Raw genomic sequence first — 14,640 nt, forward strand, 5'->3', positions numbered from 1 at the left:
ATGATATACAAAAGACATTTGTGAATGGTATAATATGTATATCATAACATAACATATATGGAGGTGAGAGTCATGTTGGTAAACAAAGCATATAAGTTTAGAATCTATCCAAACAAAGAACAAGCGACTTTAATTAACAAGACGATTGGCTGTTCACGCTTTGTGTTTAATCATTTTTTAGCACAATGGAATGATGCTTACAAAGAAACAGGCAAAGGATTGACGTATAATTCTTGTTCTTCTCAATTGACGACACTAAAGAAAGAATTGGTCTGGTTGAAGGAGGTTGACAGTATCGCTATGCAATCCTCACTCAAAAACCTTGCTGCTTCTTATACTCGATTCTTCAAAAAACAGAACAAAGCCCCTCGATTTAAGTCTAAAAAGAATAACGTACAATCCTACACAACCAAGCATACGAACAGTAATATTGCCATTATCGATAATAAGATTAAACTTCCTAAACTTGGTTTTGTGAAGTTTGCGAAAAGTCGTGAAGTTCAAGGTCGTATTTTGAACGCTACTGTAAGACGCAACCCAACAGGTAAATACTTTGTTTCTATTCTTGTTGAAACAGAAGTGCGAGAGTTGCCCAAAACCGATTCAGCTGTAGGTATTGATGTAGGACTCAAAGATTTTGCGATTATTTCTGATGGAACAGTGTACAAAAACCATAGATACTTTCGCACATTAGAAGAGAAGTTAGCAAAAGCACAACGCATATCTTTCAAGACGTAAAAAAGGTGGTTCTAACTGGCATAAGCAACGAATGAAGGTCGCACGCCTCCACGAAAAAATACAAAACGCACGTCATGACTACTTGCACAAAATCTCTACCGAACTTGTCAAAAACCACGACATCATCGGCATTGAAGACTTGCAGGTATCTAACATGTTAAAGAACCGTAAATTAGCCAAAGCCATTAGCGAAGTGAGTTGGTCTCAGTTTCGCACTATGTTGGAATATAAAGCAAAGTGGTACGGTAAACAGGTTGTAGTCGTTGCGAAAAACTTTGCTTCCAGCCAGCTTTGTTCAATGTGCGGTCACAAAAATAAAGACGTTAAAAATCTTGCTTTGCGTGAATGGGATTGTCCTAAGTGTAAAACACATCACCAAAGAGACATTAACGCAAGTTTGAATCTTCGTAATGAAGCATTGCGATTAACCGCAGGAACTGCGGGGATAGCCTAATCCATAACTAACCGTTAGGTTGGTGTTCTTAGGAATCTCCCGCTTCAACGAACGAAGTGAGTAAGCGGGATTAGTTCAAGATAGTGATTTCGCTGATGAAATAAGAGCACAATCAGAAGAAGGCCCTGTCCACTTTACAATCATCGACACTCGTTATGGTAAATTCTACGGTCAAGTTAAGGCTTGGAATGGGGAAATAAGCTCGATTGATTTAGAAGACCACAACAATGGCGATTCTTTTAACAAAGTAAAAGACTATGAATATTTATATGAATAAGTTTCCTATGGAACGGCTGTTGTGATGACGCAACAGCCTGTTTTTGTTATGGTTGCTTCTTTTTGAAAAGAGCTAATGAACAGCCGTATATGCAAATGGCTAAGAAGAAAATTGGGGCATCATTCGCTTTCTGCAACCACTTTACCTCGAATAAATAGGCAATTATAAATAACCCAGCTAAAGAGAACAGGGATAACGCAAGGCTAAGAAAGAACGGCTTATCGAAATATTTTCTAACTGTTTTCAAAGGTAGCACCTCGCTTATTGGGCAGAATGAACCCGGCAAGTGGATTAAAAAAGAAAGATATGATTAACTATTCGAAATCCCATGTAAGAAAGTGATAGCAACATAATATTGTAAACTTTCGAAATATTTAGTAAAATATGTAATAAAAAATAGGGGTAAAAAGGGAATGGGAGATTTTAATGAACTTAGATAAGACTGATTTTTTTATTTTGCAATCGTTGTATAAAGATGGTCGGAAGGCTTATACAGAAATCGCAAAAGAACTAGAGATAAGTGAAGGAAAGGTGCGTTTTCGTATCAATCGAATGCTGGAAAATAATGTTTTTGAATTTATTATTCATTCTAGCCCAGACAAAATCGGGCTGCCAGTGCAGGCTTTGATTGGCATCAATACCGAAAACGGCGCTCGTGATCGCGTTGCATGTCAATTGGCTGGCTTCAGGGAAATTCGAGCTGTTGGGTCTTTTATTGGAAAGTACGAGATCTTAATCCAAGCTTACTTCGCCTCTAATGAGGAGTTAGCAATCTTCATGGACCGGAAGTTAACAAAGATAAATGAAATTACAAAAACAGAAACATTCCTTCAGCTTAAACACTATAAGGATTCATTTAATTACTTTGATATATTAAGTACGGATTTAGTTCATCAATAAGCAAAAGGGCGCTTTCATCTTCTAAGGTGAATGGCGCTCTTTTTATGGTAGGATTAAAGCGTGAATAAGTCCAAATTAGCATGGGGGGATAGGTATGACCATTAATGCAAAGAAATGCCCAATTTGTCAGAAGGAAAATAATTGTGGGAATGAATTAGGAAAGCCGACATGCTGGTGCAGTGAGGAAACGTTTCCTGAAGGAATCTTTGCGCTTGTGCCAGATGAGATGCGGAACAAAGCCTGTATTTGCAAAGATTGTCTTGAAAGATTTGCAGAAACAGAGGGTTGAGAAATAGGGGAGGATTGAACCCCCTATTTCAGTTAATCGATTTTCACCTCAAGCTGCTCAAGCCCTCTTAATAAGAATACTTGCCGCCAGTTTGGTTGTTCGGATGGCTCAGCAAGCCGGATATTTGGAAATATTGTTAACAGCTTCTTAATGGCAATGTTCCCTTCTAATCGTGCTAGTGGAGCGCCGAGGCAGAAGTGAATGCCAAATCCAAACGCAAGGTGCTGGTTCGACGTTCTCGTAATGTTAAATTGCTCAGCCTGTTCAAACTTTTCCTCATCGCGGTTTGCGGAGCTTAAGGAAGCAAGCACTAGGTCACCGCGTCGGAACGTTTTACCGTGAAATTCTATATCCTCTTCAGACCAGCGTGCTGTAGAGAAGTCAACGGGACTATAATAACGCAGTCCTTCCTCAATGGCAGACTCTGTAAGAGAGAGGTCTGCTTTTAACTTTTCAAATTGATCTGGATGTTCGAATAGCGCATACATCGTGTTAGCGATGAGGTTAACGGTTGTTTCATGACCTGCAATGATAAGCAGGATAATCATTGAGTAGAGCTCGTCCTTATTGAGTTGCTCCCCTTCTTCTTCAGCTTGAATAAGCTTTGAAATTAAATCATCTTTCGGGTTACTCTTTCGTTCTTCAAATAGTTCTCTTAAATAAGCGATAAATGCTTCTACATCCTCGACAAAGTCTGTTTCTAAGTTATCAGCTGCCGCAATAATCGTATTGGACCATTTCCGGAATTTTTCCCGGTCTTCCGCAGGTACGCCAAGCATCTCGCTTATGACGATGATTGGAAGAGGAAAAGCGAATTCATTGATTAAATCCAGTGTTCCGCCTTTTTGCTTCATTTCCTTTAATAAGCGCTCAGCGATTTCTTCAATTTTTGGTGTTAATTCGTTTATCGTTCCAGGGTTAAAGTATGGCTGTACAAGCTTGCGCAGTCTTGTATGATCAGGCGGGTCCACATCAAGCATCATATTGCGGAAGATTTTAAGAACTTTATTTTGTTCTTCTTCCTGCTTAGCATCAGCAAAGATTTTCGATTGTTCTTTAATAAAGGTTGGTTTTTTCAATAATTCTTTCACATGGTCGTATTTCGTAACAATCCAAGTTGTTTGGTTGTTCTGTTCTGACATAGGAAAGATCGGGTCCTGTTTCCGCAGGTTTTCGTAAAAAGGATAGGCACCAATCTTGAAATTGGACGAATAAATCGTTTCCATACTTCTCATCTCCTATATAAATTATGACTGGCTGGTCAGTCTGAATAAAAGTATAAAGGAGATAATTGCCACGTTCAAACAATTCGATTTACTTTCACAAAAACAAAAAAGACCAAATGCATCATTTGGCCTCTTCGTCCTACTTATTCTCTTCTTTCTCTTCGTTAAACCAAAGGGGGTCATTGTTATCGACTTCACCGTTATAGTTAATAAGAATTTCTTCGCCAGCTTTAATGTTTGTGTAAGCAAAGAATTTAAACGTATGACTTGAAAAGTCGATGATGTAGTTGGCGTTCGGCTGATAGGAATGGTTGAACAGCATTCCATAACCTAACAGAATGGCTGAATGGTTTTCGCCATATTCAAACGCATAATCAGCGAGACGTGTCTGCTCGATGAAATCATGCTCTTCATTTGGATAAGAAAGGACCGGCGCTTCGTGAATCAGTTCTCCTTGTGCGATATTTCGTGTCGCGAATACCCCTCTATTGAATTCTCCGTCACTAATTTCAGACGTTTTTATTTCAATCATGTACGTCACCTGCATCTTTATAAAAAATTTTTCAACCTTATTAAGTGTGACAGGTGAGTAGAAAGAAATCAAGCTTGCATCTCTGCTGGAGAATTTTTTTATGGAAAAATGGCACATTGTTCAGGCGGAATTGGTGCTGGACACAAGGCGTTTGTAGCTGAGCTTTCACGCGAATTGCAGATATTTCCGATTACCTCAACCTTCACGTCTGCTACGGATAAGATATTTTGGCATAATTCAATAATAATGACAATTTCAATGCATGGTGAGCACTTGTCAATTGGTGGAATCACATATGCCTTACAATCAGCTTCGACTATGTCACATTTAATGGCAGTACCAGGCGGAGCACATAGAAACACAGTCTCCACTTCAGAAAATGAAAACACGCATTGAAAGCAGAGTTCACCTTTTTTATTCAAAAACTGCACGGTGACAAATCCTTGCTTCAATAAATCAATTCTTTGCAGTGTTGTGATGTTGCCTTTTGGACCGATACTTTGGATATTTGTCCTTTTTTCAGGCGGGGTGAGAACTTTGCAGGTAACAGAGCTGCGACGATTCAAAGAGACAGGTTGGCCAAGACGATCTGACAAGAAGCAATTTGTATGCTTAATCTGTTCACAATCATTTGTTGGAGAGTAGTGAAGAATAATTTTGAATTCCCCTATACAACAATCCGTTCGATCTCCAGGTTCGCTACAAACTACTTCGACTGAATGGAGCGGTGAAAAAGTAGCAGCAAATGAGCTTCCTTCTTCTACTGAAGCTTCTTTCTTTCCGTTGATAAACACATCAAGCGGTCCTCCACATCCACTTTTAAAATCAATACAAATGGAACCTCCAATCTTATTGATGCCAAAGGAAGTCCATAGTGTTGTGCGTTCTTCAACTCCGCAAGGGATATGAAAATCACAGCAAAGGTAGTCTGAAGCCTTCTTTTCATCAAGCTTGATTTTTTCTCTTAGTTTGATGAGTGTTGGCTTGCTGACCCAGTCAAATATTTTCGGAACCTTTATGCAGTGAGAGCTTTGTTTTTTCTCTGAGTCCACATATATTTACTCCTTTCGGACAGGATTTCCTTTTCATCTTATGTTGTATCTGTACAAGGTGTTCGAGAAACGGGTGTTTAATCGATCATTTCAACGTTTGCAAAAAAATAGACAATAAGGCTGAGCGAGTGGTCTATACGTCTTTCGTATGCTTTGCATTAAATGTTATTAGACAACGGGAGGTTGAGAAGTCTTAATTTCCAAGTTGTCTAAAAAAATAATGGAGGGTTTAATATGAGTGGGTGTTCATGTAAGAAAGGTCACAAGGATGATTGTTGCTTTAGCTGCTGTAAAGAAAAACACTTAGTTCAAGACAAGATGTGTTGTGAATTTACAGTAACAGGTGGAGCAACTGCTGCGGCGAATTCAATCTTTGTAACAGATGGAGCGGTCTCATGTGAGAATTTAGTCGCTTCCGGTAACATCAAAAACTGTAGCACGACGTTAAGTTTGACAGTGGAGTTTGTTCGAGGGGCAAGTGCAGCAGGTACTGGAGGTAATGTCATTCGAACAGTCGTAATTCCTCCTGGAAGCTGTGTGACATTTACAGTCGCACGCTTTGACACAATCCGTGGCTTTGGCAGCGGTGCTAGCGCCACAAACCCAATCGATGGGGAAATCTGCATTACACCACGTTATAAAGTATAAAAAGGAATGGAGGGGAAAAGATGAGCCTTATGAAGAAAAAGCATGGTGACGATTGTTGCTTTAGCTGCTGTAGCGAAAAGGATCTTGTACAAGATAAAATGTGTTGTGATTTCAACGTAAGCGTAGGGACTGCTTCGGGTCAGAGGGAAATCATTTACGCAACAAATGGAGCGGTTTCATGTGAAAACTTAGTCGCATCAGGTACTGTGAAGAACTGCAGTACGACTGCTCCACTAATTGTGGAATTCCGAAGAGGTGTCACTGATTCAGGTATCGGCACGCTCGTTCGTGTCATCACAATTCCTCCGGCAGGCTGCGTCACATTTGTTGTGGCCCGCTTTGACACAATCTTTGTGGCACGCCCAACTGGTGAAGGTGCTGCTCCAATTAGCGGGGAAATCTGTATCACACCACGTTATACGATTTAATTGAACATGCCCGATTCAAGAAGAGCCTCATCCATTATTGGATGAGGTTTTGAGGTTATTTATGAGCATACAGGTCAAGAAACAAAGACCCGTGAGTAGAAACTACCGCATAATGCACATCCTTAATTGGACGGCTTCGAAGGTTTAATTCTTGACTGAGCCATTCTTTGGAATAAGTGGCATTGAGGTTTTGTAAGAGCAGTTCTCCGTCCATAATCAGTTCGAGCGGAAAGGTTTGAATCTGCTTATCTAAGGCGGGATTGAAATCTTTGTTTTTTAGCGGTTGAAATTGGGTTTTCTTCAATACTGATAATTTTCCACTAACCTCTAAGACCGCATAATCAACCTCAAAGATATCGAAAATGCCTTGTTCCCGTAGCTGTAGGTTTAAATCATCTAACGTGTAGCGGATTTTCTTCATATTTGCATCTAAAATATTTCCTCTTTCGATAATAATTGTCGGCTTTCCTGAGAGCCATGTACGTAAGGAGCGGCTTTTTGAAAGGATAAAAGAGAGGATAAGATAAATCAACATAAGTGCAATAAACCCAGCTGTCATCGGAATAAACTTCAGTTTCGTATTAAATCCCATATTGGCAATAAAAGAGCCGATTGTAATTGACAAGGCAAACTGATAGTAATTAATATGTGAATTTACTTGCTTGCCGATCCATAATGAAAAAATCAATAAAACAAAGAATGCCCCTCCTGAGCGAACAATGGAATTTATGATATCCTCGACCATGCTAACCCTCCTAACTTTTCTCCAATAGTATGAACCAATTGATCGTCGGATATAGGGGTGTATAAATGGATACAAACGGTAAAAACTAGGTGGTATAACAAATCACCTGGTTGGAGGATACAATGATCTACATCTATCATGATTTTGGCGGGACACATACAACCTCATTAGCCGCAGCCTATCACTTAAACATTCTAAAACCATCTTCAAACGTGCTGACAAAAGAAGAAATCTTAGCTGTTCCGTATTTTAATAAATTAAAAAAAGAAGATGCAGGGAAGATTCTTTTTCACGGAATTGACGAGGATAATAACCCTGTTTATACGCTTGGCAGACGGTCTTCAAAGCTTGTTGTACCGGCGTTAAGCCACTTATGTTTGCTGATGGAATCAAGGTATGCCTTTAATGAAAAAATCATCTTCTCCAATACATCCCCAACTGTTCCGCTGCCGATGACATTAGGGGGCTTTTTCTCGCGCGGACTTGGCATTGATGTAATCGGGGTACCATTGCTTGTAAAAGGTGCACAGCAATGCAGTCAGCACATCTATGAATTAGTTGAAAAGACGAAGCAGGCGGCCAATGAAAAGACCGATCAACAGGTTATCCTTTTGAAGAATAAACGTTTTCAAGCGAAAATGCTTGCCTTTTCTTAACCTTTAGGCAGCCGTTTGCATAAAGTACCCCATAGAGGTTGAATATCTAATTGGGGAGGAAAAGGATATGCAGCAAGAGGGAAGCCCATTCATTTTTGATCAACGTAATGAAAGAGTTTTTGGAAGACCATTTGGAAGACCTTTCGGGTTTGGCCGGCCGTTTGGGTTTGGCCGGCCGTTTGGATTTGGAGGTCCGTTCGGCTATGGTCGACCGTTCTTCGGAGGACCGTTCTTTGGAGGTCCGTTTGTCGGTGGCGTGCTTGGCGGGCTGTTAGGTAGTGCCCTGTATGCGCCATATGCATACGGCGGCTATCCGTATTATGGTGTTGGCTATGGCCCAGGTTACCCTTCACCTTATTATCCGTATTATGCGTATTAAGAAATCGTTGACTGAGCGCTTTTTCTATAACAGGAAGGCGCTCTTTTTGTTTTTTTCATCTCTCACAATATGGTATTCTCAAAAAAAGAATGATTTTGAGAGGGATGCAATCATTTTGAAACTTTTATCAAACTTATTTGGTTTTCTTCTATTAGTTGTCAGTATTGTCGTGCTTGTCATGGTTATAAAACCGAATCTACAAGATAAGTTCACGACGTTTGAACCGATAAAAAAAGATGCTCCAATGCCAACACAGCTTCACCCAGCTGTGGAGAAAGCGAAGGAAAAATTAGTCGCACGCTCAGCAGATAAAGGGATTGAGATTGCGATCACAGATGGTCATCGTACAGTCGAGGAGCAAAATCAACTATACGAGAAAGGCCGTTCGAAAGGTGGTAACATCGTAACGTATGCAAAAGGCGGAGAGTCCTATCATAATTACGGACTAGCAATCGATTTTGCTCTTCAGCTTGATAATGGACGAGTTGTTTGGGATACAAGCCGGGATGATAACGGAAACGGCAAGTCCGATTGGATGGAGGTTGTGGCGATTGCGAAGGACTTAGGCTTTGAATGGGGCGGAGATTGGGAGAACTTTAAGGATTATCCGCACCTGCAAATGGATTTCGGCTTAACAGTTCGCGAGCTGCAATGGGGGAAGAGGCCCAAGGATGAAACGTAGACTGAAACAATCCTCCTAGTTTTTGGTTTTTCATTAATGGGAAAACAGCTACAAGAAACCTTGAACAGAAGGAGGATTTTCTTGTTGTATAAGAACCGCAATCTTTGGTCTGGCTTTCTTTTCGGTCTTGGAATGCTTGCTTTTATCGATGAAACGGTATTCCACCAGCTTCTCCGGTGGCATCACTTTTACGACAAGTCGACCACTGAGGTAGGGCTTATCTCAGACGGTTTCTTTCATGCATTTAGTTGGTTTGCGACGATCGGTGGGCTGTTTATGCTGGCTGACCTGCGCCGGCGACATGCATTTTTGCAAAAAAAGTGGTGGGGCAGTGTATTGCTTGGCGGAGGTGTCTTCCAGCTCTATGATGGAACAGTTCAGCACAAGTTGATGCGCTTGCACCAGATTCGTTACGTAGAGAATGTCGTGATTTATGATTGGGTATGGAATGTAACCGCGGTCGTTATGATGGTTATCGGTATTATGCTTATCCGCCGTTCAGCCAAGCAAACGCAAGGTGCAGCGGCCTATGAGTGATCACTATATGAACAGCTTTCTTAGTGATGTATTCTTCTCTGCGCTATTCGTACTTGCGTTAGCTGCTTATGTAACTGCAGCAATCTTATCAAGCCGGAAGTACAAACAATGGCCGCGCGCCCGTTATGTTTACTTATTTTTCGGTGTGTTAAGTGCAGCAGTTGTGATGGTTGGGCCTTTAGCAAATCGTGCTCATGACGATTTTGTAGCTCATATGGTCGGACATCTGTTGCTTGGAATGCTTGCACCACTTCTAATAGCCCTCGCTGCGCCAATGAAGCTTATGCTTAGAACCCTTCCCGTGCATACAGCCAGGCGTTTCACACGTCTTCTCAAAAGCTGGCCCTTTCGGTTAGCAAGTGATCCAATTGGCGCCTCACTCTTGAATATTGGCGGACTGTGGCTCTTGTATACGACAGACTTATATATGATGATGCAGCAAAGCTTTATCGTTCATTTACTTGTCCATATTCATGTGTTCCTTGCAGGCTATTTATTTACGATTTCGATGATTTATATTGACCTGTCTCCACATCGAACGAGCTATATCTATCGTACGATTGTGTTTATTATCGCCTTAGCTGGACATGGAATCTTATCGAAATATATCTATGCTCATCCGCCGGCTGGTGTGCCTCGAGAGCAAGCAGAAATTGGCGGTAAGATTATGTACTATGGCGGAGATTTGATCGATATTGTGCTTATCTTTATTTTATGTCTTCATTGGTTCAGAGCTACCCGTCCGCAAACATCCACGAAAGTGCACCAATTTCAATAACGGTATAGTTAGGCGCCAACTAATTTTAAAAATACCTCAACTCAAGGAGGGGGTTAAGATGAACAGCATTCTTCGCTGGGTGTTTGCGATTTTTCTTGTTATGCTTGCAATTGCTATGCTCAACAAAGGAATTGACTTATGGGCGCTTGGCACTGATGTTGATGGCGATGGGATTGGGGTGCACTTTATGGGGTTGGAAATCAATGACACTGTCCCAGAGCACCTCATTCCGAAATATGCGACTGGTTTCTTTATAGCCAGCGCTGTTTCAGTAGTCGCGGCTTTTCTTGTTATAAAATTCTCGCGTAGTTGATTCTGTTTCTATGATTGTATCGAGCGCATTAAGAAATAAAAAAAGCTATGGAGGATCTCCATAGCTAAACGATAAACCTACTCACTTCATGATTCAAAGATTCAGCTGCTTTGGCTAAGTCGTTTGAGCTTGCGGCAATCTCTTCGATAATCGCAGATTGCTCTTCGGCGGATGCGGCCACTTCTTGAGACGAGGCAGCTGATTGTTCAATGATACCAGATGACTCTTGGACAGCTTCTAATACTTGGCTGCTGTTCGCTTTAATCTTGTCGAACACTGCTTTCATTTCAGTTGTGTGAGCTTGGGTCATATTTACTTTTTCAATAATGTCATTTAGAACCTTTCTCTTTCTTTCGATGATCTTGCTTTGATTTTCTACTGCTGATACTTTCTTATCCATTGCTTGGATCGTGAGGGTTGTTTCTTTTTGGATATCATTAATAAGCGTTGTGATTTGCTTGGCTGATTGTGATGATTCTTCAGCAAGCTTTCGAACTTCCTCTGCTACAACAGCAAATCCTTTCCCGTGTTCTCCAGCTCTTGCAGCCTCGATTGCCGCGTTTAAAGCAAGCAGGTTTGTTTGCTCGGCAATCGTTGAAATAACGGTAATAATACTGCTGATTTCAGTTGATTGCGAGCCTAATCGTTGAATGGATTGTTGCGCAACCTCGACCGTTCCTTCGACAATGGACAGCTGATTAATAAGGTCGTTCATTGCTGTTTTTCCTTCTTGTACAGCTTCTGTTGAGGCAGTCGATAATTCTAATGCACTAGTCATAGATTCATCTGCAATCGACACTTGAGTGTTTGTATCCTCGACTTTCTCTAATACGGTTCTCATATGCTCTGATTGTAATGTGGTCCCTGAAGCAATTTCACTAATGGTTAACGCAATTTGGTTTGCAGAAGTGCCTGTTTCCTCAGCGCTGGTAGATAACTCCTCAGAGGATGAAGCAACTTGTTCGGCTACCTGCTGGCTTTGTGAAATCATCGCTCGAAACGAGTCGGCCATCTTATTAAAGGCTTTTCCGATAATTAATAATTCATCCTTGGTTGTGACATTTGCTTGTACCGTTAAATCACCATCCGCAAGCTTCGATGATACCTCTTCTAAGTGAGAGACTGTTTGATTAACAGAGACATAGAATGCAATACATAAGTACAGCGTTATCGCAAATGTGAAGGCAATCATAAGAATCATCATCAGTTGTTCATTCTGTAAGTTATCAATACGCTGGGCTAATAATTGGTTCAGTAATTCAGTCTCTAAGTCAAATAACGCTAACGTATTGTTAATCGTATCAGTGGATAATTGATAGAAATCTTTTGAATGGATGCTGACTTCTTCAATCATTTCGGTTTGCAGGACATCTAGGAATGTTTGATTCGATTCATTTGCTTTTTCAAATACAGGCTTTAACTGGGGCTCTAAGCTTGGATTTGTTTTGATTAAGATTTGGTAGGAGCGGCGTACTTCTTTCAATGAGCTTTGAATATTACTTCTTAAGGAAATCAGCTGAGCTTGCTCGCCTGCAGTGGCAGAGCGTTTGGCCGCGATTCCTGTTCCGAGTCCTCGGGCTTGCCCGGCACTTTCAGTTAACATCGGTAACTTTGTTACAACTGAGTCCATGAGATAGTATGTATCAAGCTCTGGGTCGAGAGATAAGGCGGATTGGTCAGCTACGTAATGGATAAGGTCGATTGTATCAGAAGTGATTGCTGTGTGAAGCTCAAAGCTCTTGCTTGGCTGGAGATCAAATACGACGTTAGGGACTTCAAGCCACTTTTTCTTAAGCTCTGGCCATTTTGCCGTCGTATCGAGGGCAGTGCCCATTTCTTCATTTAATGTATCAATGATATTGATTTGCTCTTGAATCTGCTTTTGCTTGTCTAGCATTTGCGGCTTGAACGATTGGTCGCCAGATAAATAACCTTGTGACATCCCCGCGGTGCTGCTGCACGTATTGAAGAAATACCTTTGCTTCACGGTTGTATTCCGCACCGACTTGTTCTTTCTTTGCAAACTGAATATCATGATTGGTTTGAGAGATGAGCATAAACAACATAAATGCAATCGGAATTAACATGAAGAAACCGATAAGTAAAAACTTTCCTGAATACTTAAGCTTTTCAATTAACCGAATCCCTGGTGCTAAAATCACTTTCATATAAGATCCCCCTTTATTACCACACAGTGATAGTGTTTTCTTTGGTTCTATTTTGCTATTATAAAGTAATTTTAGCATAAAGTGTTACGATTAACCTAATACTTACTGCTTATTTTAATGAGATCTCTAAATAAAGGAGCACGTTTCATTTGAAGCGTGCTTTTTTGCATGCAAATCCATCCAATACGAAGTAGCGAGGATATTATTGTGAGTGATTGGAAAACAATATTAAATAAGGGAAAAATAAATCGGTTCGGAGTCGGTCAGGATGAAAATCTCTGAGAAGTTTATATTTAATAAGAGTAAGGATGATAAAAAGCAAGTAGACGTAGAAAATCTCGGTCAGTTTACGCGTGATTTTGACGAGACATTACAGGTGATCGAAGAAATCTATACTGATTGTATGGATTTTGTTGTGCATGAGTTTTATATTGCTGATGCCAGAGCTGTGCTTGTTTACTTCGATAATATGATTGATAAAAGGGAAATTGACGAGAACATTTTAAGCCCTCTATTAAAGGAAAAGAAGCGGGAGAACCTTCGGTGTGAAACGATTATAAAACGGGTTACCTCTACGACGAAAGGAAAGAGTATAAGCACCTTTGCGGAGGCGGTACAGTCAATTTCGCTTGGAAGTGTTGTGTTATTAATAGAAGGAAATGAGGCTGGAATTGTATTCGGTGTTCCGCATTCCCAGCAGCGGTCAATTGAATCCCCGGAAGCAGAGAATGTGTTGCGGGGGCCGCGGGAAGGCTTCGTTGAAAATATTCATACAAATATTACGCTTATTCGCAAACGTCTGCGGAGCCCGCGTTTAAAGTTTAAGAAGCTTCAGCTGGGGGTGTATACCGAGACGACGGTTGCGATTTCTTATATTGAGGGGATTGCGGAGAAGTCATTAGTTGAAGAAGTTGAGAGTCGTCTCAACAGGATTGACGTTGATGGCGTACTAAATAGCGGGTATGTAGAGGAATTTATTGAAGACTCCCCGTTCTCGCCGTTTCCTCAGCTCATTAGTACGGAAAGACCAGATGTTGTAACAGCTGATCTGCTTGAAGGGAGAGTGGTTATTTTAATTGATGGAACCCCTTTTTGTTTAGTTGCGCCTGTTACGATCTTTTCGTTATTGCAGTCAATGGATGATTATACAAATCGGTTTATTCTTGGGACATTGATTCGTTGGCTTCGCTATGGATTGTTTGTTATCTCCTTAACATTGCCGTCAATTTATGTGGCGATCTTGACATTTCATCAAGAAATGGTGCCGACCACGTTATTAATTAGTGTCGCTGCGACCCGAGAACAAATTCCATTTCCAGCGCTAGTTGAAGCACTTATTATGGAGGTTGTCTTTGAAGCATTGCGAGAAGCAGGGTTGAGGCTTCCGAAACAAATTGGTGCAGCCGTTAGCATTGTCGGGGCTTTAGTTATCGGGGAAGCGGCTGTTTCGGCTGGGCTCGTGTCTCCACCGATGGTGATTGTCGTAGCCTTAACAGGGATTGCTTCTTTCTCGATTCCAAGATATGCATTAGGAGTGTCAATGCGCTTTCTGCGTTTTCCATTGATTATTCTTGCCGGAACGTTAGGGCTGTTAGGCGTTATGCTTGGTGTTATTTCATTGATTATTCATTTGGCGTCATTGCGTTCTTTCGGTGTACCTTATCTATCACCTCTAGGCCCTCTTCAACTGCAAGAATTGAAAGATACTCTTCTTCGTGCACCGATTTGGAGTCTTGACAAACGGCCTCACCTGACAGGGGGAACGAATGAGCGTAGACAGTCCCCAGGGCAGAAGCCAGGTCTTCGGAATAAGAGAGATTAAGTCGAACAGGAGAGAA

17 protein-coding genes and 1 pseudogene are annotated in these 14,640 nt (G+C 41.1%); 12 read left to right on the top strand and 6 right to left on the bottom strand.

The window, feature by feature from the left end:
- Positions 1 to 72 precede the first annotated feature (72 nt).
- The 3 genes and pseudogenes from tnpB to LC040_03205 all read left to right on the top strand — a co-directional run bounded on the left by tnpB (position 73) and on the right by LC040_03205 (position 2,658).
- Positions 73 to 1,192 (top strand): annotated as a pseudogene (gene tnpB, locus LC040_03195) (IS200/IS605 family element RNA-guided endonuclease TnpB).
- A gap of 703 nt (positions 1,193 to 1,895) precedes the next feature.
- A complete protein-coding gene (locus LC040_03200) occupies positions 1,896 to 2,369 on the top strand; it encodes an Lrp/AsnC family transcriptional regulator (GenBank protein WLR51932.1) in 474 nt (157 codons plus the stop codon).
- A 94-nt stretch (positions 2,370 to 2,463) separates the two neighbouring features.
- Complete coding sequence (locus tag LC040_03205; GenBank protein ID WLR51933.1) at positions 2,464 to 2,658, top strand: cysteine-rich CWC family protein; 195 nt, start codon at positions 2,464 to 2,466, stop codon at positions 2,656 to 2,658.
- A 32-nt stretch (positions 2,659 to 2,690) separates the two neighbouring features.
- On the opposite strand, the gene LC040_03210 is transcribed toward LC040_03205, so the two are convergent.
- The 3 genes from LC040_03210 to LC040_03220 form a co-directional block, all read right to left on the bottom strand.
- The gene (locus tag LC040_03210) at positions 2,691 to 3,884 is read right to left on the bottom strand and encodes a cytochrome P450 (GenBank protein WLR51934.1); all 1,194 of its coding nucleotides are present in this window, start codon (positions 3,882 to 3,884) and stop codon (positions 2,691 to 2,693) included.
- 139 nt (positions 3,885 to 4,023) lie between these two features.
- Positions 4,024 to 4,416 carry an SET domain-containing protein gene (locus LC040_03215; GenBank protein WLR51935.1) on the bottom strand — a complete coding sequence of 131 codons (393 nt, stop codon included), beginning with the start codon at positions 4,414 to 4,416 and terminating at the stop codon, positions 4,024 to 4,026.
- Between the two features lie 98 nt (positions 4,417 to 4,514).
- Entirely contained in the window at positions 4,515 to 5,468 is a 954-nt protein-coding gene (locus LC040_03220; protein ID WLR51936.1) for a DUF3992 domain-containing protein, read from the bottom strand.
- A gap of 234 nt (positions 5,469 to 5,702) precedes the next feature.
- Here LC040_03220 and LC040_03225 point away from each other — a divergent pair, with 234 nt between their 5' ends.
- On the top strand, positions 5,703 to 6,116 hold the full coding sequence (locus LC040_03225) for a hypothetical protein (GenBank protein WLR51937.1): 414 nt from the start codon (positions 5,703 to 5,705) through the stop codon (positions 6,114 to 6,116).
- A gap of 20 nt (positions 6,117 to 6,136) precedes the next feature.
- Positions 6,137 to 6,544 carry a hypothetical protein gene (locus LC040_03230; GenBank protein ID WLR51938.1) on the top strand — a complete coding sequence of 136 codons (408 nt, stop codon included), beginning with the start codon at positions 6,137 to 6,139 and terminating at the stop codon, positions 6,542 to 6,544.
- A 55-nt stretch (positions 6,545 to 6,599) separates the two neighbouring features.
- Here the strand turns inward: LC040_03230 and LC040_03235 are convergent, their stop codons facing one another.
- Positions 6,600 to 7,289: a DUF421 domain-containing protein gene (locus tag LC040_03235; GenBank protein WLR51939.1), complete on the bottom strand. Its 690-nt coding sequence runs from the start codon at positions 7,287 to 7,289 to the stop codon at positions 6,600 to 6,602.
- A 122-nt stretch (positions 7,290 to 7,411) separates the two neighbouring features.
- Here LC040_03235 and LC040_03240 point away from each other — a divergent pair, with 122 nt between their 5' ends.
- From LC040_03240 to LC040_03265, 6 genes are all read left to right on the top strand, one after another.
- A complete protein-coding gene (locus tag LC040_03240; GenBank protein WLR51940.1) occupies positions 7,412 to 7,945 on the top strand; it encodes a DUF3189 family protein in 534 nt (177 codons plus the stop codon).
- 67 nt (positions 7,946 to 8,012) lie between these two features.
- Entirely contained in the window at positions 8,013 to 8,324 is a 312-nt protein-coding gene (locus LC040_03245) for a hypothetical protein (protein WLR51941.1), read from the top strand.
- Between the two features lie 178 nt (positions 8,325 to 8,502).
- Positions 8,503 to 9,006, top strand: a complete 504-nt coding sequence (locus LC040_03250; GenBank protein WLR53178.1) for a M15 family metallopeptidase — start codon at positions 8,503 to 8,505, stop codon at positions 9,004 to 9,006.
- Positions 9,007 to 9,042: 36 nt separating this feature from the next.
- A complete protein-coding gene (locus LC040_03255; GenBank protein ID WLR51942.1) occupies positions 9,043 to 9,543 on the top strand; it encodes a DUF2243 domain-containing protein in 501 nt (166 codons plus the stop codon).
- Positions 9,536 to 10,321, top strand: a complete 786-nt coding sequence (locus LC040_03260; GenBank protein WLR51943.1) for a cytochrome c oxidase assembly protein — start codon at positions 9,536 to 9,538, stop codon at positions 10,319 to 10,321. Before LC040_03255 ends, LC040_03260 begins: the two co-directional genes overlap by 8 nt.
- Positions 10,322 to 10,379: 58 nt before the next feature.
- Positions 10,380 to 10,634 (top strand): hypothetical protein, encoded by a 255-nt coding sequence (locus tag LC040_03265; GenBank protein ID WLR51944.1) that lies wholly within the window; start codon positions 10,380 to 10,382, stop codon positions 10,632 to 10,634.
- 64 nt (positions 10,635 to 10,698) lie between these two features.
- On the opposite strand, the gene LC040_03270 is transcribed toward LC040_03265, so the two are convergent.
- On the bottom strand, positions 10,699 to 12,576 hold the full coding sequence (locus LC040_03270; GenBank protein WLR51945.1) for a methyl-accepting chemotaxis protein: 1,878 nt from the start codon (positions 12,574 to 12,576) through the stop codon (positions 10,699 to 10,701).
- Positions 12,485 to 12,802 carry a hypothetical protein gene (locus LC040_03275; protein WLR51946.1) on the bottom strand — a complete coding sequence of 106 codons (318 nt, stop codon included), beginning with the start codon at positions 12,800 to 12,802 and terminating at the stop codon, positions 12,485 to 12,487. Before LC040_03275 ends, LC040_03270 begins: the two co-directional genes overlap by 92 nt.
- Before the next feature lie 268 nt (positions 12,803 to 13,070).
- On the opposite strand from LC040_03275, the gene LC040_03280 reads away from it, so the two are divergent.
- Complete coding sequence (locus LC040_03280) at positions 13,071 to 14,624, top strand: spore germination protein (GenBank protein ID WLR51947.1); 1,554 nt, start codon at positions 13,071 to 13,073, stop codon at positions 14,622 to 14,624.
- Positions 14,625 to 14,640: the final 16 nt, after the last annotated feature.

Source organism: Bacillus tianshenii, from assembly GCA_020524525.2.
Lineage (GTDB): Bacteria > Bacillota > Bacilli > Bacillales > Bacillaceae_N > Bacillus_AV.